The organism is Mesorhizobium sp. WSM4837 (assembly GCF_055811435.1).
This window is the reverse complement of record NZ_JBVVQE010000027.1, coordinates 74,403-93,238: the sequence shown is the minus strand read 5'-3', so window position 1 is coordinate 93,238 and position 18,836 is coordinate 74,403. Positions and strand designations below refer to the sequence as shown.

The 18,836-nt window shown below is 64.3% G+C and carries 19 protein-coding genes; 16 read left to right on the top strand and 3 right to left on the bottom strand.

The window, feature by feature from the left end; all coding sequences use genetic code 11:
• Positions 1-142 precede the first annotated feature (142 nt).
• A complete protein-coding gene (locus tag AC0L3D_RS17780) occupies positions 143-481 on the bottom strand; it encodes a hypothetical protein (protein ID WP_473628105.1) in 339 nt (112 codons plus the stop codon).
• Between the two features lie 277 nt (positions 482-758).
• Here AC0L3D_RS17780 and AC0L3D_RS17775 point away from each other — a divergent pair, with 277 nt between their 5' ends.
• The 9 genes from AC0L3D_RS17775 (at position 759) to AC0L3D_RS17735 (ending at position 9,126) form a co-directional block, all read left to right on the top strand.
• Positions 759-1,484, top strand: a complete 726-nt coding sequence (locus tag AC0L3D_RS17775; RefSeq protein ID WP_287250382.1) for a GntR family transcriptional regulator — start codon at positions 759-761, stop codon at positions 1,482-1,484.
• A gap of 2 nt (positions 1,485-1,486) precedes the next feature.
• The gene (locus AC0L3D_RS17770) at positions 1,487-2,521 is read left to right on the top strand and encodes an ADP-ribosylglycohydrolase family protein (protein WP_473645203.1); all 1,035 of its coding nucleotides are present in this window, start codon (positions 1,487-1,489) and stop codon (positions 2,519-2,521) included.
• A 17-nt stretch (positions 2,522-2,538) separates the two neighbouring features.
• Positions 2,539-3,507 carry a PfkB family carbohydrate kinase gene (locus AC0L3D_RS17765; protein ID WP_473645213.1) on the top strand — a complete coding sequence of 323 codons (969 nt, stop codon included), beginning with the start codon at positions 2,539-2,541 and terminating at the stop codon, positions 3,505-3,507.
• Between the two features lie 55 nt (positions 3,508-3,562).
• Positions 3,563-4,618: an ABC transporter substrate-binding protein gene (locus AC0L3D_RS17760; protein ID WP_473645201.1), complete on the top strand. Its 1,056-nt coding sequence runs from the start codon at positions 3,563-3,565 to the stop codon at positions 4,616-4,618.
• 41 nt (positions 4,619-4,659) lie between these two features.
• Positions 4,660-5,529, top strand: coding sequence for an ABC transporter permease (locus tag AC0L3D_RS17755; RefSeq protein ID WP_023798616.1), 870 nt, complete (start codon positions 4,660-4,662; stop codon positions 5,527-5,529).
• Entirely contained in the window at positions 5,529-6,317 is a 789-nt protein-coding gene (locus AC0L3D_RS17750) for an ABC transporter permease (RefSeq protein WP_023798617.1), read from the top strand. The genes AC0L3D_RS17755 and AC0L3D_RS17750 overlap by 1 nt, the downstream gene beginning before the upstream one ends.
• Positions 6,317-7,381 (top strand): ABC transporter ATP-binding protein, encoded by a 1,065-nt coding sequence (locus AC0L3D_RS17745; RefSeq protein ID WP_473645199.1) that lies wholly within the window; start codon positions 6,317-6,319, stop codon positions 7,379-7,381. The genes AC0L3D_RS17750 and AC0L3D_RS17745 overlap by 1 nt, the downstream gene beginning before the upstream one ends.
• Before the next feature lie 66 nt (positions 7,382-7,447).
• Positions 7,448-8,695: an aconitase X gene (locus AC0L3D_RS17740; RefSeq protein WP_473645197.1), complete on the top strand. Its 1,248-nt coding sequence runs from the start codon at positions 7,448-7,450 to the stop codon at positions 8,693-8,695.
• Complete coding sequence (locus AC0L3D_RS17735) at positions 8,692-9,126, top strand: aconitase X swivel domain-containing protein (RefSeq protein ID WP_473645195.1); 435 nt, start codon at positions 8,692-8,694, stop codon at positions 9,124-9,126. The genes AC0L3D_RS17740 and AC0L3D_RS17735 overlap by 4 nt, the downstream gene beginning before the upstream one ends.
• Positions 9,127-9,342: 216 nt before the next feature.
• On the opposite strand, the gene AC0L3D_RS17730 is transcribed toward AC0L3D_RS17735, so the two are convergent.
• A complete protein-coding gene (locus AC0L3D_RS17730; RefSeq protein WP_473628114.1) occupies positions 9,343-9,546 on the bottom strand; it encodes an SIP domain-containing protein in 204 nt (67 codons plus the stop codon).
• Positions 9,547-9,635: 89 nt separating this feature from the next.
• On the bottom strand, positions 9,636-10,667 hold the full coding sequence (locus tag AC0L3D_RS17725; RefSeq protein WP_128170201.1) for a LacI family DNA-binding transcriptional regulator: 1,032 nt from the start codon (positions 10,665-10,667) through the stop codon (positions 9,636-9,638).
• Positions 10,668-11,037: 370 nt separating this feature from the next.
• On the opposite strand from AC0L3D_RS17725, the gene AC0L3D_RS17720 reads away from it, so the two are divergent.
• The 7 genes from AC0L3D_RS17720 (at position 11,038) to AC0L3D_RS17690 (ending at position 18,813) form a co-directional block, all read left to right on the top strand.
• Positions 11,038-12,651, top strand: a complete 1,614-nt coding sequence (locus tag AC0L3D_RS17720; protein WP_128247698.1) for an extracellular solute-binding protein — start codon at positions 11,038-11,040, stop codon at positions 12,649-12,651.
• Between the two features lie 78 nt (positions 12,652-12,729).
• Positions 12,730-13,590 (top strand): carbohydrate ABC transporter permease, encoded by an 861-nt coding sequence (locus tag AC0L3D_RS17715; RefSeq protein ID WP_123152066.1) that lies wholly within the window; start codon positions 12,730-12,732, stop codon positions 13,588-13,590.
• Positions 13,587-14,546 carry a carbohydrate ABC transporter permease gene (locus AC0L3D_RS17710; protein WP_123152065.1) on the top strand — a complete coding sequence of 320 codons (960 nt, stop codon included), beginning with the start codon at positions 13,587-13,589 and terminating at the stop codon, positions 14,544-14,546. Before AC0L3D_RS17715 ends, AC0L3D_RS17710 begins: the two co-directional genes overlap by 4 nt.
• The gene (locus AC0L3D_RS17705; protein WP_473628115.1) at positions 14,543-15,628 is read left to right on the top strand and encodes an ABC transporter ATP-binding protein; all 1,086 of its coding nucleotides are present in this window, start codon (positions 14,543-14,545) and stop codon (positions 15,626-15,628) included. Before AC0L3D_RS17710 ends, AC0L3D_RS17705 begins: the two co-directional genes overlap by 4 nt.
• Positions 15,629-15,632: 4 nt before the next feature.
• Complete coding sequence (locus AC0L3D_RS17700) at positions 15,633-16,724, top strand: ABC transporter ATP-binding protein (protein WP_473645193.1); 1,092 nt, start codon at positions 15,633-15,635, stop codon at positions 16,722-16,724.
• Positions 16,725-16,759: 35 nt separating this feature from the next.
• Entirely contained in the window at positions 16,760-17,872 is a 1,113-nt protein-coding gene (locus AC0L3D_RS17695; protein WP_473628116.1) for a Gfo/Idh/MocA family protein, read from the top strand.
• Between the two features lie 26 nt (positions 17,873-17,898).
• A complete protein-coding gene (locus tag AC0L3D_RS17690; protein WP_473628117.1) occupies positions 17,899-18,813 on the top strand; it encodes a sugar phosphate isomerase/epimerase family protein in 915 nt (304 codons plus the stop codon).
• Positions 18,814-18,836: the final 23 nt, after the last annotated feature.

The window sequence follows — 18,836 nt, the reverse complement described above, 5'->3', positions numbered from 1 at the left end:
CCCTCCGTGGGGTGGCTTCAGGCCAGCGATTCTCCGTGGCGCGCAGATCTCCCTTCCACCACCTCGCCGACCAACGCCCCCCCGGGCGGCGCCCCCCCCCCCCCGCCCCCCCCCCACCCGCTGGTCCCGAAATCGATCTCGGCTACTGGCCGCAGTGCCTGTCGTTGACGGTGGGTGAAACCGTGCCGGGAGCCTTGTGCGTGGCATCAGGCATGGCGCCCTGCGGGCTTGGCGGGCAGTTCCGATCGGCATTGGAATTCGTGCCGTCGGGGCCGGCAATGATGCTGCCGGTAATCCCGGTATCGACCGTATCCGGCTCAGCCAAGGTCGGATCGACCGGGGCCGGGTCGATGACGACGCTCCTGCCGCTGCCGGGAGCCATGCCAGCCTCTGTGTCGGCTGGGTCGGCTGTGCTCTGGGCCATCGCAGACGTGGCCAGACCAGCGCCGAGCACGGACGCCGCGAGTAACTTCGTAAGCATGATTTGCCTCCATTTGTCTCCATTTTTTCGGTCGTCGCCGCATCGCGACTACAGAAAAAACCGCTCGGGGGTGGTGGAGGTTCCCATAAAATTGCAGCCTGCGACCAACCGTCGTGACCAGGAGGGGCCGTCGTGATCGGGAGGGGCCGTCGTGATCAGCAGGGCAATCTTGCCCGGCATGCCGGGAACCCAAAAACGTGCCGGCCGCGAGCCGTTGACATGGCTTGCCTATCCCGTTATTGAACAGGATTATACAGGTTTACTGAACAGGTATTCCATGGCGCGTCGCACGACCCTGTCGTCTCCCGGAACCGGCAAGCCGGAACGGATCGCCACCGTCCTCGAGCACGAGATTCGCTCCGGCGTGCTCGGCTTCGGCGACCGCCTGCAGAGCGAGAACGAGCTTGTCCAGCGCTTCTCCGTCAGCCGCAACACCATCCGCAAGGGTCTCGAGGAACTGTCGAGCCGCGGGCTGATCACCACCAAGGTCGGCATCGGCTCGTTCGTCACCTTCGACGGCATGCCGGTCGACGACGCCGTCGGCTGGTCGCGGGCACTGGCCAATGCCGGCGCCAATGCCGAGACGCGCACGCTCAGGCTCGAAGTCATGCAGGATGCCGAGCTCGCCGCCACACTCGGCGTCGAAAGCCCGTTCTTCATCGCCGTCGACCGGGTGCGCTCAAACGCCGATGACGGCCACGCTATCTCGATCGAGCGCAGCCGCCTGCCGCTGTCGCCCGAACTGGAGGACGTGCCGCTGCGCGGCCTGCGCGAGGGCTCGCTGCACCAGACGCTGCGCGCGGCGGGGCTTGTCCCCGATCACGGCGAGGAGTGGGTCGATATCGAGATGCTGAGCGCCGAGGACGCGGCCATTCTCGACTGCGCGCCGGACGCGCCGTTCCTGCGCACGCGGCGCCTGACGCGCGCCGCCGATGGCCGCGCCATCGAATATGTCACCAGCCTGCTCAATCCGGCGCATTTCGCGCTTCACCTGGAGTTCTGAGCATGGAGATGGCCGCGGCGATCGACCGGGCGATGGGTGCGCTTGTCGGCGGGGCGCTGGGCGATGCGCTCGGCATGCCGACGCAGCTTTTGTCGCCGGCCCGCATCGTCGAGCTCTACGGTCCTGTCGAGGGTTTCGTCGCGCCCGCCGCCGACCATCCGGTGTCGAAGGGCCTGTCCGCCGGCACTGTCACCGACGACACCGAACAGGCGCTGCTGCTCGGCCGCATCCTGGTCGCTTCAGGCGACGGCTTCGACCACACGCGCTGGGTCAAGGCGCTGCTCGACTGGGAGCGCGAGGTCAAGGCGCGCGGCAGCTACGATCTGCTCGGACCTTCGACCAAGCGCGCCATCGACGCCATCAATGACGGCGTGCCGGCCGAGGAGGCTGGGCGCAGCGGCGACACCAATGGCGCGGCGATGCGCATCGCGCCGGTCGGCATCATGATGCCGCCGGAGCCGCTCGGCGCGCTGGTCGCCAAGGTTGCGGAAACCTGCCGCGCCACGCACAACACCTCGATCGCCATTGCCGCGGCGGCTGCCGTTGCCGCCGCCGTCAGCTGTGGCGTTGCCGGCGGCGATTGGCGCGCCGCCTTGGATCGCGCGGTCGTGGCGGCCAGGCAGGGCGCAGAACACGGTCACTGGACCAGCGGCGGCGATATCGCCGCGCGCATCGACTGGGCGAGGGGCCTGGTTCACGGCAAGGCCGTCACCGACGGCATCCGGCTGATCGTCGACCTGGTCGGCACCGGCGTCGCCAGCCAGGAATCGGTTCCGGCGGCCTTCGCCGTGCTGGAAATCGCCGGCGGCGATCCCTGGCGGGCGGCCGTCATCAGCGCCAATCTCGGCGGCGACACCGACACGATCGGCGCCATCGCCGCCGGCATGGCAGGCGCCTGCGCCGGCTTTTGCCGATTGCCAAGGGAATACATCGCCCGGCTCAGAGGCCTCGACATGGCGCAGGTGCACGCGCTCGCCGCCGACCTGGTCGCGGCGCGGATGGCGAAAAGCAGCGCGGCCAAGGATGCGGCGGCATGAGCGGAGCTCAGCCTGACATGAGCGGGCGTCTCGTCCATGTCGGCAGCGCGGTGGTCGACTATGTCTACCGCATCGACGCCTTGCCGGCGCCCGGCACCGAAAAGACCGCATCGAGCTTTGCCCAGGTCGCCGGCGGCGGCTTCAACATGATGGTTGCGGCCAGTCGCACCGGCATGAAGGTCGTCTTCGGCGGCCAGCTCGGCAGCGGACCGAATGGCGATTTCCTGCGTGCCGCTTTTGCCGCCGAGGGCATCGCAACGCTGACGCACCCATCGCCTTTGATGGACAGCGGCAATTGCGTCGCCATGATCAGCGGCGACGCCGAGCGCACCTTCGTGTCATGGCCTGGCGCCGAGAGCGTGCTCAGCCTCGGCATGATGGCGGCCGTCCGGGTTGCGCCTGATGATTGGGTGTTCGCCTCCGGCTATACGCTGAGCTATGTCGGGAGCCGCGACGCGCTGGCCGACTGGATCGAGGCGCTGCCGGCGGAAATTCCCTTCGTCTTCGATCCGACGCCTGTCATATCGGAGATTCCGCGCGCTATTCTCGACCGGGTGCTGGCGCGCACGAACTGGCTGAGCTGCAACACAACGGAAGCGGGCGAGATCGTCGGCCCCGGCGCTGTCGAGGCCATTGCCGCCCGGCTTCTTTCCAATCACTGCCCGACCGCCGAGGCGGTCATCATCCGCGCCGGGGCGGAAGGCTGCTTCGTGCGACTGGCTGACGGCACCGCGCAGGCCGTGCGCGGTTTCAAGGTCGCCGCCGTCGATACCAACGGCGCCGGCGACACCCATATCGGCGCCTTCGTCAGCGCGCTGTCGCGCGGCGTGCCGCCCTTCGAAGCGGCAAGTTACGCCAATGCGGCGGCGGCGCTCTCGGTCACCCGCCATGGCGGATCGTCGGCGCCGACCGACGAGGAGATCCAGACATTCCTCAGCCATGACGATCGATCCGTGCACGGCCGGAAGCAAAAGGCCCATTTATGACAGCCTAAATGACGCAACAAGCCCGCCAACCGGGCAAACAATGAGAGGAACGAACATGCGCATGCCCAAACTGACTGCTTTTCTGACGGCAACCGCCGTCTTCGCTTCCGCACTGGTCGCCAGCGCCGACGAGGTGCATGTGCTCAACTGGAAGGGCTACGGCGCCGACGAGCCCTGGGCCATCGCCGCTTTCGAGAAGGCGACCGGCAACAAGGTCGTCAACGATTTTTTCAATTCCGAACAGGAAATGCTGACCAAGCTGAGGACCAATCCCGGCCTCTACGACGTCGTCATGATCAACGCCGCCTTCAACGACCAGGCGATGGCGGAAAAGCTGATCCAGCCGATCGACGTCTCAAAAATCCCCAACTATGCCGACATCAGCGCGGACAAGGCAGGCTCGCCGATGCTCGCCCGCGATGGCAAGGTCTATGGCGTGCCATGGGTGTGGGGCTTGACCGCGCTCGCCATCAACGAGAAAGCCTTCGACACGCCGCCGACCAGCATCGCCGAGATGTGGAACGAGGCGCATAAGGGCCGCGTCACCATCCGCGACGACGCGGTCGAGGCGGTCCAGTTCGGCGCCATCGCCACCGGCCAGAACATCAACGACATCAAGGATATGGAGGCGGTCAAGGCGAAGCTGGCCTCGCTGATGCCGCAGATCAAGACGTTCTGGAGCTCGGAAAACGACTGGAACCAGATGGTCGCCTCCAATCAGATCGACATCGGCACTTATTGGAGCGGCTCGGCCGACCGCGCCAAGACGCATTTCAAGCTGCCGGTCTCGCTGGTCATCCCCAGGGAAGGCGCCGTCGCCTGGCTCGACGCCTTCTCCATCCCGGTCGGTTCCAAAAACGTCGCCGGCGCCGAGGCCTTCATCAACTACATGATCGACCCGAAATTCTACGTCGAATGGGTCACCAAGGTCGGCGCGCCGGTGTCGGCCAACGCCAAGGCGGTCGCCACCCTTCCCGAAGACGCCTTCAACCGCAAGGTGATGGGCGACCCCGACGTCGCCAAGCGCATCCAGTTCCAGGCGCCGATCAGCGACGCGCAGCGCGAGGCTTATCTGGCGCTGTGGCAGGAGCTGAAGGTCAATGTGAAGTAACGGGCGGGGTGAAAGTAACGGCAAGCTTTCGGGAGGAACATATGGCTGGACAGGTCGCAACCGGTTCGAGGAGCGGATTGCGATCGGCTTTGCCGCTGCTTGTGCCGGCCTATCTCTGGCTGACGGTGGCGATCTTCTTGCCGCTGTCGGCCATGGTGTTTTTCTCCTTCATGACCGAGCTGCCGCTGTCGGGAAAGGCGTGGTCGTTCACGCTGGACAATTATGCCACCTTCTTTGCGCAAGGCCTCTACCGGACGCTGCTGCTGGCCTCGCTCAGGCTCGGGCTCGAGGTGACGCTGTGGTGCGTCGTCATCGGCTATCCCGCGGCCTATGTGCTGGCCAAGGTGTTTAGGGGACGCAGCCGCGAGGCGATCTTCCTGCTCGTCATCCTGCCGTTCTGGTCGAACGGCCTGGTGCGCATCTTCTCCTGGGCGATGGTGCTGCGCGAGGGCGGCATTCTCGACACCGCACTCAACGCCGTGCTGCCGTTCAAGATCAACATCGACCTGATGTATTCCTATCCGGCCGTCATCATCGGCCTGGTCCACTCCTACGTGCCCTACATAGTGCTGACCTGTTACCTGACGCTGCAGGCCATCGACGATTCGCTGATCGAGGCAGGGCGCTCGCTCGGCGCCTCGCGGCTGCAAATGCTGAAACGGGTGATCATTCCGCTGTCGATGCCGGGGCTGGTCGCCGGTGCGGCACTGATCTTCGTTCCCGTCGTCGGCTCCTTCATGGAACCGCGTATTCTCGGTGGCCGCACCGGCACTTTCTACGGCACGGTCATCGAGGACCAGTTCGTCGCCGTGTTCAACTGGCCGCTGGGTGCGGCGCTGTCCTTTATCCTGCTGGCCGTCGTGCTGGTCATCCTGGCATTGGCGTCGCCGGTGTTGAAGAGGGCCGCGTGATGGCGACGACGCGTATCCTGGAATGGTGTGGGCGCCTCTACATCTGGCTGCTGCTCGCCTTTCTCTACCTCCCGATCATCATCATGGCGCTGATGTCGTTCAACGTCTCGCCCTTCTACCAGTTGCCGTTCGAATGGACGACCGAGTGGTACGCGTCGTTGTGGCAGAACGACCAGCTGATCTCGGCCACCTGGAACAGCGTGGAGATCGCCATCATCACCACCATCATCTCCACGGTGCTCGGCTCGGCGGCATCGCTGGCGCTCTATCGCCATGAATTTCGCGGCAAGAAAGTCCTGCAAGCGCTGCTGTTTCCACCGATCGCCATTCCGTGGCTGATCACCGGCACGGCGATGCTGATCTTCTTCTTCGGCGTCGGCATCGGCCGTGGGCTGTTCGCGATCCTGCTCGGCCATGTGGCGCTGGCGCTGCCCTATGTCATCGTCGTCGTCTCAGCCCGGCTGCAGACCTTTGCGCCGGAGCTGGAAGAGGCGGCGCGATCGCTCGGCGCCAACCAGTGGCAGGTGACTTCGCGGGTCACGCTGCCCTGGATCATGCCGGGCGTCATCGCCGGCGGGCTGTTCGCCTTCGCCGTGTCGTTCGACCAGTTCGTGGTCTCGTACTTCCTGTCGACGCCGGGCCAGACGACCTTGCCGGTCGAGATCTACGCCGCGATCCGCAAGGGTTTCACGCCGGAGATCAATGCCGTCTCGACGATCATCATCGTCGTCTCGATGGCGCTGATGCTGCTCACGGCAAAATTCTTCAAATTCGGCGGAGAGAAATAATGGCCGGCGTGCAGGTAGCGAATTTGTCGCGCAGTTTTGGCGCGCACAAGGCGCTGGACGATGTCTCGATCGATTTCGCCGACGGCGGTTTCTACGCGCTGCTCGGGCCGTCGGGCAGCGGCAAGACCACGCTCCTGCGCCAGATCGCCGGCTTCGATTTCCCCGACTCCGGCCGCATCGCCATCGGCGGCGAGAACGTCGAGCGGGTGCCGGTCGAGAAGCGGCGCATCGGCATGGTGTTCCAGAACTATGCGCTGTTTCCCAATATGAGCGTCGCCGACAATGTCGCCTTCGGCCTGTCGGTGCGCGGGCAAGCCAAGGCAACGATAGCCAGCGAGGTGCAGCGCGCGCTCGACCTGGTGCAGCTCGGCAAGCTCGGCGGCCGCCGCCCACACCAGCTGTCGGGCGGCCAGCGCCAGCGCGTCGCACTGGCCCGCGCCATCGTCACCAAGCCGCGCGTGCTTCTGCTCGACGAGCCGCTGGGGGCGCTCGACAAGGCGCTGCGCGTCGACATGCAGACCGAGCTGAAGCGCATCCAGCGCGAGATCGGCATCACCACCATCTTCGTCACCCACGACCAGGAAGAAGCGCTGACGATGAGCGACCGCATCGGCATCCTGCGTGACGGCAGGCTGGTGCAGGAGGGGCCGCCCGAGGAGATCTACGACAGGCCGAAGAGCGAGTTCGCCGCCACCTTCCTCGGCGACGCCAACATTTTTCGCGGCGAGAGCACCGGCGCCGGCATCCGGCTGCAGGACGGCACGGCGATTGCCGCCGGGGCAGGCGCGACGCTTGCCGCCGGCGCCAAGGCCAGCTGCGCGGTGCGGCCCGAACGCATCCGCATCGCCACCGATTCGGGGACGTCCGATCCGAACGCCAATATGCTCCGCGGCCAAGTATCCAAGCGCATCTTCGCCGGCAACAACAGCACCTATTTCGTCGATCGCGACGGGCAAACGCTCAAGGTCATCGTGCAGAACACCGGCGTTGAAAGGTTGGCGGAGGGGCAAAAAGTGGTGCTGCGCTGGTCGCCGGAGAGCACGGTGCTGATCGCGGCAAACTGATCTTGCCAGGCGGGCCGCAATCAGTGAGAGCATGGTCGGGCATAGTGCGGGAAAGCGGAACACCCGATGACGCTTGAACTCAGTGCGGGCGACCAGTCGATGCTCGGCGGCGAGGACGGCCGGGCCGTGGCCGCAGCGATGAAGATACTGGTCGCCTTTTCCAACGCCGTCGGCGCGCGCAAATTGTTGGACATTGCCGGCGCGCATATCGACGGCTGCCTCTATCACGGCCAGGCCAGCCTCGATTTCGTCGAAAGGCTGGTCGAGGGCGGCGGCCGCGTCCGCGTGCCAACAACACTCAATGTCGGTTCCTTCGACCTCATCCATCCCGGGCTGGTGAAGATGCCGGCCGCGCAAGAGGTGCCGGCGCGGCGGCTGATGAAGGCGCATCTAAAACTCGGCTGCCTGGCGACCTTCACCTGCGCGCCCTATCAGACGCGGTTCCGGCCGGGCTTTGGCGAGCAGATCGCCTGGGGCGAGTCCAACGCCATCGTCTTTGCCAATTCGGTGATCGGTGCGCGGACCAACCGCTATGGCGATTTCATCGATCTGTGCTGCGCGATGACCGGCCGCGCGCCGGCCTGGGGACTGCATTTGACCGATAATCGGCGCGGCCAGATCCTGTTCGAGCTGACCGGTTCTTTCGAACCTGCCGATGCCCTGTTCGTCGGCGTCGGGCTGGTCATCGGGCAAGCGAGTGGCGACCGCATTCCTGTGATATCGGGCCTGCCGCAGCCGCGCGACGAGGACCAGCTGAAGGCGCTTGGCGCGGCGGCGGCAACGACGGGTGCGGTGGCGCTGTTTCATGCGGTCGGCATCACGCCGGAAGCAAGGACGCTCGACGAGGCATTTCGCGGCGTGGCGCCGGAGGCGACGATCCGGATCTGTCGCGCCGACATCGACCAGGCGCTGGCAAAACTGTCGAGCGTCCCCGACGGAGCGCCGCTTGCGGCCGTATCGCTCGGCACGCCGCATTTTTCGCACGAGGAGTGGATGCGCCTTTTGCCGCTGCTGCGCGAGGTGGCGCCGGGCAGGGGCATCCCGATCTACGTCAACACCGGGCGCGCCACTTACAAGAGATTGCAGGACGAGGGCGAACTGGACGATGCGCAAAAGTTCAACCTCATTCCGGTTACCGATACCTGCACTTATGTCACCTCTGTGCTCGAGCGTCTCGACGGCGTGGTGATGACCAATTCCGGCAAATTTGCGCACTATGCGCCCGGCAATATCGGCGTGACAGTGGCCTTCGGCGACCTGGCAGACTGCGTTCGCTCGGCCGCTGCCGGCCGCGTCGTGCGAGGCGCGCGATGAGCCAACAGGACAGTCGAGCCTTGAACAGAGTTGGCACGTTCCAGCATGCCGGCGAGGCGCAGGGATCGGCGCTGGTGCTGTCGCATGCGCTCAGCTTCTGGGGCGGCGTCGATGCCGAAACGGGCGACATCATCGACCGTTCGCACCCGGGCGGCAACCTCGCCGGCAAGATCCTGGTGATGGCATCCGGGCGGGGATCGTCGTCCTCGTCTTCGGTCCTGGCCGAGGCGATCCGCCGGGGCACGGCGCCGGCCGGCATCATCCTGCAGCGGCCCGATCCGATCCTGGCCGTCGGCGCCATCGTCGCCGAGTTCCTCTACGAAATCAGCATGCCGCTGGTCGTCTGCGACATATCGGGCATTGTCTCCGGCGACCGGATCGCGATCGGCCTCGGCGAGGATGACCGGGCGATCGTCAATATTGGGCAATGATCTAAAGTGAGTGATTGGGAATTGTCGCGTCGAGTCGCGGCTAGCCCCTTCTCCCCGTTTTCCACGGGGAGAAGATGCCGGCAGGCAGATAAGGGGCAGCACCAGCGTCGGAATTTCTACTCAACGTTCGCGCTGCCCCTCACCCTTACCCTCTCCCCGTGAAGAACGGGGAGAGGGGGATCGCCTGCGTTGCATTCGCCATCAAAACAGTCTTTTTCAGCCGGCCATCAGTCCTGCCGTGCCACGTCGCCAGTGGGCCGCCGCCAGCGTCTCGTCGCGGCCAAGCCCGAGCGTGCCGCGCCAGTGTTCGCGAACGATCCTGGCGGCAGCTGCTTCCGCCGCGAACCAGCCGAACGCTGAGCCGGTCGGCCATGCGGAGGCGATCCCGGTCGTCGTCGTCCCGAAGACAACAGTCCGCACGCATTGAGCTCAAGATTACCTTGATCGCCGCAGCGCCACAGCCTGCACCTGCTGGCTCTCTTTCCCGGGTAATCCCGGGACCCTTCCGTTCAGATCTCCGGGATGCTTTCCCTGAAGATCACCTGCAGCCTCGGCTGGTGCAACTCGTAGGGCAAGCCCCTGATCGCGTGGGTCAAGGTGTTGAGCGCTTCGCGGGCCTCGACGCGCGGGTTCTGGTCGATCACTGCATCGAGCGTGCCGTCGAGCAAAAGCTCCTTGGTGCCTTCGGTCACTTCATGGCCGAGAAACACGGTCGACAGCGCCCGCCCTCGCTCCTTGAGCGCGCGGGCGATGCCGGTGTTGCCGGCGCCGACATTGTAGATCGCGGCCAGGTCCGGATGCCGGTCCAGCAGGGCGGAGGCCTCCGCATAGGCCTTTTCCCGGTCGTCGAGCATCTCGCGCATCTCGACGATCTGCAGATTGGGCGATTCTTCCGTCAATATGTGGCGGAACCCCATCTCGCGTTCCTCATGGCCGCGATAGGAGAGCGAGCCGGCGAACAGCGCGACCTTGCCCGGACGACCGGCGCCCATGAAGCGGTTGAGCAGATAGCCGGCGAGCCGGCCGGCGGCGCGGTTGTCGATGCCGATATAGGCGACCCTCGGCACGTGCAGGATGTCGGACGCTATGGTGACGACCTTGACGCCGCTGGCCGACAGCGAACGGATCGCCTCGCGGACCGTCGGGTGATCGAGCGCGATGACGCCGACGCCCTGCGTCTGGCCGCGCAATTCCTGCAGCAGGCGGGCAAGCCGGTCGGGATTGAAGCCTTCGATCGTGGCGACGCGAACATCGAGGTCTGGCCGCGATTGCGCCTGCGCCTCGATGTGCCGGTGCAGCATCTTGATGAAGGAATTGGTGCCGGCGGGCAGGGCGAAGTCGAGCCGTATCACATCACCGGACAGCGCGTGGCGCGTGGTCGGGCTGTTCGAATTCTCAGCGATGTAGCCCAGCCGCTGCGCCGTTTCCAGCACGACCTCGCGGGTGCGCGCCCTGACCCCGGCGCGGTTGTTGAGCACACGATCGACCGTCGCGGCTGAAACGCCGGCTTCCCGGGCTATGTCTGTCAGGGTGGACCGCACAGTCGATCACCTCACTGCTTGCGCGCTACGCGCATCAAAATCGCGCGCTCAATGGTTCGAATGCCGGACGACGGCTTCATGCCATCCGCGATTCTGATGGGAAATGATGTATCCGGCCTGAGCCGATGCGCAAGCCGGCGCGCTACACCAAATTCGTCGAGCCGGGCCGAAAAGGATCGGCGCGGCACTCGCTCCCTCAAATTCAAGCACTAGGTGCCGTTGGCTGACCTCGCTGGACTGCATCCTCTCCCCTCAATTGCGATGTTATGACGTGTTTTGATTATTTATGATGTTGACAGCCTTCCCATACTGCCGTCAATATCCATCATGAGGGCCGTGGAGGAACAAGGCCCTCGAGGGAGGACTTCCAATGTCTGATATGATCCGCATGTCGCGGCGCCGTCTGCTGGCGTCCGGTGGAAAGGCGGCCGTGCTTGTTGCCGCCGCAGGTATCGCACCGAAATTCATCCGCCCCAGCCGCGCCTACGCGGCCGATGCGCTGGCGCCGGGCATGATCGGCGGCCCGACCGGCTTCGACGGCTCGGAGCGCTATCAATATGGGCCCGACACGCCGGAAGGCCGCGCCATCGAGGCGGCCAAGGCGATGAAGGGGGCCGGCAAGGCCCCGGCCAAGATCGTGCTTGGCCTGTCCGACGGCTCGATCGGCCAACTGACGCAGCAATTTCCCGCCGGCGCGCCCTCGATCAAGGATCTGTGGGAGAAGGAAACCGGCATTCCGATCGAGATCGTCGGCGTGCCGAACGGCCAGGAATTCACCAAGACGATGCAGGACATCTCCACCAAGGGTGGCGCCTATGACATCTACGCGGTGGAATGGAACCGTCTCGGCGACCTCGCCGAAACCGGCGGCATCCTGAAGCTCGACGACTTCGTCGCCCAGTACAAGCCGGAATGGGACGACCCCGAGCGCGGCTATGTCGACGGCGCCAAGGGCGTCTCGCTGCTCAACCAGTATCGCGGCTCGACCTATGGCGTGTCGCTGGACGGCGATTTCCAGACTTGGGTCTATCGCACCGATCTGTTCGGCGACGCGGCCGAGAAGAAAGCCTTCTCCGACAAGCATGGCTATGAACTGGCGCCGCCGAAGACCTGGAAGCAGCATGACGAGATCGCCGCCTTCTTCCATCGCCCGGACAAGGGCCTGTTCGGTTCGACCGATCTGCGCAACCAGGGCTGGGGCTACACCAACTGGTATCAGCGTTATGTTTCAATGGCTTCGCCAAATCAGTTCCTGTTCGACGATACCGGCAAGCCGCTGATCAATTCGCAGCAAGGCATTGCCGCTGTTAACGAGTACATCGCCTCGCTGGCCCACCATTCGCCGGATGCGATCTCTTGGGGCTGGCCGGAGCAGTACGGAAATTTTGCCAAGGGCGGCGCCGCGATGACCTGCGCCTTCTCCAACCTGCCGAAATTTTTGGACAATGCCGGCAACAAGGATTCAGCCGTCACCGGCAAGATCGGCTCGATGCTGCCGCCCGGCCGCGAGATCGACGGCAAGCTGATCAGCCGCTCGGTGCTGTGGCTCAATCTGTCGGCCTCGGTCTCGTCGCAGGCCAAGAATCCGGAGGCCTGCTACCTGTTCCTGCAGTGGCTCGGTTCGAGCCGCATCTATGCCTGGATGACCGCCAATCCGGGCGGCTATTTCGATCCGTTCCGGTTGTCGGATTTCTCCGACCCGCTGGTCCGCCAGACCTATCACGCCTACCACATGGATGTGGTGCGCGAGACGGTCGCCCGCACCGTGCCGACCATCAACTATCCCGGCGCCACCGCCTTCCACAATGCGCTGGACGAGAACCTCGTTGCCGCGCTGACCAAGGCCAAGACCCCCGAGCAGGCGATGGTCGACACCGAGGCCGAATGGAAGAAGATCGCCCGCCGCACCGGCGAGGAGAAGCTTCTCGAAGCCATCAAGACCAACAAGGAGGCCTGGCCCACCGTTCTCGATCCGATCAGCTGATCTTCCTCCCAGCATACGAATGGAGGGGAGGAGTTTGCTCTTCCCCTCCGCAAACGATGGTACCAGCAAAGCTGCAAAATGAAGCGTTCCGTTCCTTTCGAAATATTCCGCTATGCAGCGATCCTTGCTGCTATGGCGGTGACGCTGGTGCCGATCCTGTGGATGGTCTCGATGGCCTTCAAGCCGATCGCCGAATGGTCGGCGACCGGCGCCGACCTAACCTGGTGGCCGAAGAACCCGACGCTCAGCAATTTCCGCTTCGTCTTCGGTGAATCGACTAACAACCTGATCGTCGCGCTCGACCGTACCGCCCTAAAACCGATCCTGTCATCGCTGCTGTCGGCGGTGTTCGGAACGGCGATCGCCATGTCGGCGGGCACCGCGGCGGCCTACGGGCTGTCGCGCTTCGGCTCGGGCCAGAACCTGCCGCTGGCGCTGATCCAGCTCCGCCTGTTTCCGCCGATGGCGGTGATGACCCCGGTGATGATCATGTGGGCCTTTCTCAACTTTACCGACAGCTGGTGGGGGCTGTCGCTGATCTACGGCATCGTCACGCTGCCCTTTGCGTTCTGGCTGATGAAGACGTTCTTCGACGACATGCCGCGCGAGATCGAGGAAGCGGCGCTGGTCGAGGGCTGCTCGCGATTGCGCGTCTTCACCCGCATCACGCTGCCGATGATGCGCGCGCCGCTGGCCAGTGCCGCGCTGTTCGTCTTCATCCTCAACTGGTCGGACTATCTGATCGCGCTGCTTTTGACGACACGCGAATGGGTGACGGTGCCGGTCTACATGGCCTCGCTGTCGTCTTCGATGACCGGCCAGCTCTACGGTGCCAAGGCGGCACTCGGCCTGATCGCGGCGGTGCCGCCTGTCATCATGGGCATCGCGATCCAGCGCCATTTGGTGCGCGGGCTGACCTTCGGGGCGCTCAAGCAATGAGCGCCGTCACCGCCACGATTCCGGAGGACGTGATGAAAACCGTCCAGGCAAAGCCGACCCTTCGGGACGAAGGGGTAAAGCTCGGTTTCCGGCTGACACTGCCGGCGCAGATCCTGGTGCTGTTCATCGCGGTGTTTCCGCTGTTGATGCAGCTCTATATCAGCCTGACCGACTGGTCGCCGCTGTCCGGCCTCGGCTGGTGGAGCGCCTGGTCGCTGTGGAACAACTTCGCCAACTACACCGACCTTGCCGCCGACGCGCGCTTCTGGAGCGCGCTCAAGAGAACGGCCATCGTCATGATCGTCTGCGTGCCGGCGGAATTCCTGCTCGGCTTGGCACTCGCCACGCTGTTTGCCGACGAGTTCCCGGGCAAGCGGATCTTCTATTCGATCCTGCTGATGCCGATGATGGTGGTGCCGGCGGTGGCCGGCTACATGTTCTTCATGCTGTTCCAGTCGGGCGGACCGGTCAACGACATCCTGTCGGCGCTATCAGGCTTTCCCGTCACCATCGCCTGGCTGTCGGACCCGACGCTAGCGCTCATCGCCGTCATGCTCGCCGACATCTGGCAATGGACGCCGCTGATGTTCCTCATCCTGCTTGCCGGCCTGGTCGGCGTGCCCGAGGACCAGATCAAAGCGGCCACGCTGCTTGGCGCCAATCCCTGGCAGCGCTTCGTCACCATCGTGCTGCCGAAGATGAAGACGATCATCATCATCGCACTGGCAATCAGGGTCATCGAGAACTTCAAGATCTTCGACACGCTCTACATCATGACGGGCGGCGGTCCCGGCGTCGCCACCGAGACCATTTCCGTCTACATCTACAAGCTCACCACCCAGGACCTGATCTGGGGCTATGTCGCGGCGATCGCGCTGGCCATCCTGATCGTGCTGTCCATCGCCGCGGTGTTTGCCATGAAGCGCATGGCCCGCGCGCGGGAGGTGCCGGCATGAGTGCGATCCATCTGCAGAACCTGGTCAAGAAGTTCGGCGACTTTACCGCCTTGAAGACGATGGATCTTGCCATCGCCGACGGCGAGTTCATGGCGCTGCTTGGGCCGTCGGGCTGCGGCAAGTCGACGACGATGAACATGATCGCCGGCATGGAAGAGCCGACCAGCGGCAAGATCGTGTTCGGCGAGCGCGACATGGCCGGCGTGCCGATGCCGCGGCGCGGCGTCGGCTTCGTCTTCCAGAACTATGCGATCTTCACCCATATGAGCGTGCGGCAGAACCTCGCCTACGGCCCAAAAATGCGCGGCGCGCCGAGGGCAGAGATCGACCGCCGCGTGGGCGCGATCGCCGAGATGCTGCAACTGACTTCGCTGCTCGACCGCAAGGCCGGCAGGCTGTCGGTCAACATATTGCAGCGCGTGGCGATCGGCCGTTCGGCGATCATGGAGCCGGCGATTTTCCTGCTGGACGAGCCGCTGTCCAATGTCGACGCCGCCTTCCGGGCTGTCATGCGGACCGAATTGAAACAGCTGCAGCGTCAGTTCCGGCAGACCATGGTCTATGTCACCCACGACCAGCTCGAAGCGATGACCATGGCTGATCGCATCGCGGTGATGGACCATGGCGTGCTGCAGCAGGTCGGCACGCCGCTCGAGGTCTACAACGATCCGGCCAGTGTCTTTGTCGCCCGCTTCATCGGTGCGCCGGGCATGAACCTGCTCAAGGGCAGGCCGGCGGAAAGCGGCCGTGGCCTGGTCATCGATCTCGGGCCGATCGGTGTCACGCCGCCGCTGCCGGACAATCTCGCCCCGGCGGTGAGGGCCGCGCGCGAAGATGTGCTCTACGGCTTTCGGCCTGAGCAGGTGATTCTCTCAGACCGCGGCCTGTCGATGCCGGTAACATTCGTCGAGCGCATCGGCGCGCGCACCATCGTCCATTTCGGCCAGGGCGAGAGCACGGTGAAGGCGGTGTTCGACAATGACGTCGGGCTGGCGATCGGGCAGACAGCGGTTGTCGCGCCGGCCCAGGCGTCCGTGCGTGTGTTCGACGCCGCCACCGGCCTTGCCATGAAGGCGGGCTGAGACCATGGCCGATATCGTCTTCCGCAATGTGACGAAACGCTATGGCGACACGCTCGCCATCGACGACGCCTCGTTCACTGTCAACGACAATGAGTTCTTCTGCTTCTTCGGCCCGCCGCTATCGGGCAAGTCGACGGTGCTGCGTCTGGTGCTCGGGCTGGAGACGCCGGACGCCGGCGAAATCCTGATCGGCGGCAGGCCGGTCAACACGGTGTCGCCGGCCGAACGCAATGTCGCCATGGTGTTCCAGAACCTGGCGCTGTTTCCGCATATGAGCGCGCGCGACAATGTCCGCTTTCCCCTGGTCGAACGCCGGGTCGCCGAGGCCGAAATCGAAAAGCGTGTCGCAGACGTCGCGGCCAAGCTGCATATCGGCCACATCCTGCATAAGCCGCCGGCGCAGCTTTCGGGCGGCGAGCGGCAGCGCGTGGCGATCGCTCGGGCGCTGGTGCGCGACCCCAATGCCTATCTGATGGACGATCCGATCTCGGCGCTCGACGCCAGGCTTCGCGAGGAGACTCGCGTCGAGCTGAAGCGCATCCAGCGCGAGCTCGGCAAGACGCTGATTTATGTCACGCACGACCAGGAAGAGGCGATGTCTGTCGCCGACCGTATCGCCATTCTGGAAAACGGCAGGATCAGGCAGACCGGCGCGCCGGCCGAGATCTATGATCGGCCGGCCAGCACCTATGTCGCGCGGCTGCTCGGTTCGCCGATGATGAACATCTTGAAGTCGGTGCGCGGCGCGGAAGGCATGGAGGCGGCCGAAGGCACGATCCGCATCGCGGACAAGGCCGCGCCGGCCGATGCCGTCGAGATCGGGCTCAGGCCGGAAGACATCAAGGTCCGGCCCTGGCAGGATGGGGAAATATCGGATGATGGAATGTCGGTTGGGCGCGCGGGCCGCCCGGCGCGAGTGTTCGAGGTCGAGCCGCTCGGCGGCTACACCGTGGTGACACTCGCCGCCGGGCAGGCGCGTCTGCGGGCACTGCTGCGCGGCCAGCCCGATATCAGGCCGGACGCGATGGTGGCGATATCCTGCGAGCCGGGCAGGGTGCATTATTTCGGGCAAAGCGGGGCAGCGTTGGCACGATGACAGCGGTTCTAAGAAACGAGCTTCGGGAGGATCAGATGGCTGGCGAAGGAATAGCGGGCAAGGACTTCGAGCCGGACGTTAAAGTCCGCACCAGGGAATACAGGATCGGCTGCGTCGGCGCCGGCATGATCATGGCCGAATGTCACCTTGCGGCCTACCAGGAAGCTGGTTTTCCCGTGGTGTCGATCGCCTCCAGGACCAAGGCCAGCGCCGAGAAGGTCGCCAGGCGCTGGGAGATACCGACCGTCCACGACACGCCGGAACAATTGATCGAGGACAAAAATGTCGAGATCATCGACCTTGCGTTTCCGCCGGACCAGCAGCCGGCACTGATCCGCCATGCGCTGAAGCAGCAGCATATCAAGGCGATCCTGGCGCAAAAGCCGCTGGCGCTGTCGCTCGATGAAGCGGTCAAACTGCGTGACGAGGCGGCCAGGGCCGGCAAGATCCTCTCGGTCAACCAGAACATGCGCTACGACCAGTCGATGCGGGTGCTGAAGCAGATCATCGACAGCGGCGCGCTCGGCGACATCGTCTTCGCCCAGATCGACATGCATGCGATCCCGCACTGGCAGACGTTTCTCGAGGACTACAACCGGCTGACGCTCGCCAATATGAGTGTCCACCATCTCGATGTGCTGCGTTTTCTGTTCGGCGATCCCGACGAGATCACCACGCTGACCCGCAAGGATCCGCGCACGCGCTTCGACCATTCTGACGGCATCACAGTTTCGACGCTGCGGTTTCCGTCCGGCGTGCTCGCTGTGTCGCTGGAGGATGTCTGGTCCGGCCCGCGCCAGGACGGCTACAAGGACGACCAGCACATCAACTGGCGCGTCGACGGCACCAAGGGCGTCGCCAAGGGCACGATCGGCTGGCCGACGGGTTCGGCCTCGACGCTGACCTATGCCTCGACCGAGATCACCGACGGTGAATGGGTCACCCCCAGCTGGAGCACGATGTGGTTCCCGCACGCCTTCATCGGCGTGATGGAGCAACTCCAGCATGCGGTCAAGACGGGTGAGCCGCCGGCACTTTCCGTCGCCGACAACGTCAAGACCATGGCGCTGATCGAAGCCGGCTATCGCTCGATCGACGAGCGCCGCACGGTCAAGCTGTCCGAAATCTCGATAAACCCAATCAACTGAATCGCTTACAGGGAGAATTTCATATCATGATGCAGGCAGGTATCTTCACGGGCTATTTCCCGTACGGCCTCAAGGAAACCGCGCAGAAGATCCGCGCGCTCGATTTCAACACGGTGCAGCTCGACCTGCATTTCAGGGATATCGACCTGTCGGTCGGGCAGATCACCAAGGAAAAGGCCAGGACAGTTCGCGACACGTTTCGCGACCATAACCTGCCGGTGTGCTGCGTGTCGGGCTACACCAACATCATTCATCCGGACATGGGCGAGCGCGAGAGGCGCGTCGGCTATCTCAAGGAGATCATCCGCAATGCGCGCGAATTCGGCACGCCTTACGTGATCTCGGAAACCGGCACCTACAACACCGAATCCGACTGGGTGCACCATCCCAAGAACAAGACCGAGGAAGGTTTTGAGGAATGCCGCAAGGTCATCGCCGACCTTGCCCAGACCGCCTACGACCACGGCGCGGTGTTCCTGCTCGAAACCTATGTCAACAATGTCGTCGGCTCGGTCGAGGAGACGGTGAAGATGTTCGCGCAGGTCGACCATCCCGGCCTCGGCCTGTTGATGGATCCGACCAACTATTTCGAGACCCATAACATCGACAGGATGGACCAGATCCTGAACCAGGTATTCGACACCCTGACCGACAAGATCAAAATAGCCCACGCCAAGGACGTCAAGCGCTCGGGCGGCGACAAGTCGGAGAAGCACGCCGATATCGGCGACGAGGACGCGCTGGAAAGCCACACTTTTCGCGGTGTCGGCGAGATCGAGCTGCCGGCGCCCGGCCTCGGTTCGCTGAACTACGACCTCTATCTCAAGCGTTTGGCCGATAAGCACCCGAACATCCCGGTCATCATCGAGCACCTTTCGGAGGACGACGTGCCGCGCGCCAAGAAATTCCTCGACGAGAAATTCCGCGCCAACGGACTGTGACGGCCACAAAAAAGGGAGGAAGA

Bases quoted from the DNA above. Each gene is read 5' to 3' on its own strand.
- AC0L3D_RS17715 (WP_123152066.1), top strand. From the start codon at position 12,730: ATGAAGCGTTCCGTTCCTTTCGAAATATTCCGCTATGCAGCGATCCTT.
- AC0L3D_RS17780 (WP_473628105.1), bottom strand. From the start codon at position 481: ATGCTTACGAAGTTACTCGCGGCGTCCGTGCTCGGCGCTGGTCTGGCC.
- AC0L3D_RS17695 (WP_473628116.1), top strand. From the start codon at position 16,760: ATGGCTGGCGAAGGAATAGCGGGCAAGGACTTCGAGCCGGACGTTAAA.
- AC0L3D_RS17745 (WP_473645199.1), top strand. From the start codon at position 6,317: ATGGCCGGCGTGCAGGTAGCGAATTTGTCGCGCAGTTTTGGCGCGCAC.
- AC0L3D_RS17755 (WP_023798616.1), top strand. From the start codon at position 4,660: ATGGCTGGACAGGTCGCAACCGGTTCGAGGAGCGGATTGCGATCGGCT.
- AC0L3D_RS17760 (WP_473645201.1), top strand. From the start codon at position 3,563: ATGCGCATGCCCAAACTGACTGCTTTTCTGACGGCAACCGCCGTCTTC.
- AC0L3D_RS17750 (WP_023798617.1), top strand. From the start codon at position 5,529: ATGGCGACGACGCGTATCCTGGAATGGTGTGGGCGCCTCTACATCTGG.
- AC0L3D_RS17765 (WP_473645213.1), top strand. From the start codon at position 2,539: ATGAGCGGGCGTCTCGTCCATGTCGGCAGCGCGGTGGTCGACTATGTC.
- AC0L3D_RS17775 (WP_287250382.1), top strand. From the start codon at position 759: ATGGCGCGTCGCACGACCCTGTCGTCTCCCGGAACCGGCAAGCCGGAA.
- AC0L3D_RS17700 (WP_473645193.1), top strand. From the start codon at position 15,633: ATGGCCGATATCGTCTTCCGCAATGTGACGAAACGCTATGGCGACACG.
- AC0L3D_RS17720 (WP_128247698.1), top strand. From the start codon at position 11,038: ATGTCTGATATGATCCGCATGTCGCGGCGCCGTCTGCTGGCGTCCGGT.
- AC0L3D_RS17710 (WP_123152065.1), top strand. From the start codon at position 13,587: ATGAGCGCCGTCACCGCCACGATTCCGGAGGACGTGATGAAAACCGTC.
- AC0L3D_RS17690 (WP_473628117.1), top strand. From the start codon at position 17,899: ATGATGCAGGCAGGTATCTTCACGGGCTATTTCCCGTACGGCCTCAAG.
- AC0L3D_RS17705 (WP_473628115.1), top strand. From the start codon at position 14,543: ATGAGTGCGATCCATCTGCAGAACCTGGTCAAGAAGTTCGGCGACTTT.
- AC0L3D_RS17770 (WP_473645203.1), top strand. From the start codon at position 1,487: ATGGAGATGGCCGCGGCGATCGACCGGGCGATGGGTGCGCTTGTCGGC.
- AC0L3D_RS17740 (WP_473645197.1), top strand. From the start codon at position 7,448: ATGACGCTTGAACTCAGTGCGGGCGACCAGTCGATGCTCGGCGGCGAG.
- AC0L3D_RS17735 (WP_473645195.1), top strand. From the start codon at position 8,692: ATGAGCCAACAGGACAGTCGAGCCTTGAACAGAGTTGGCACGTTCCAG.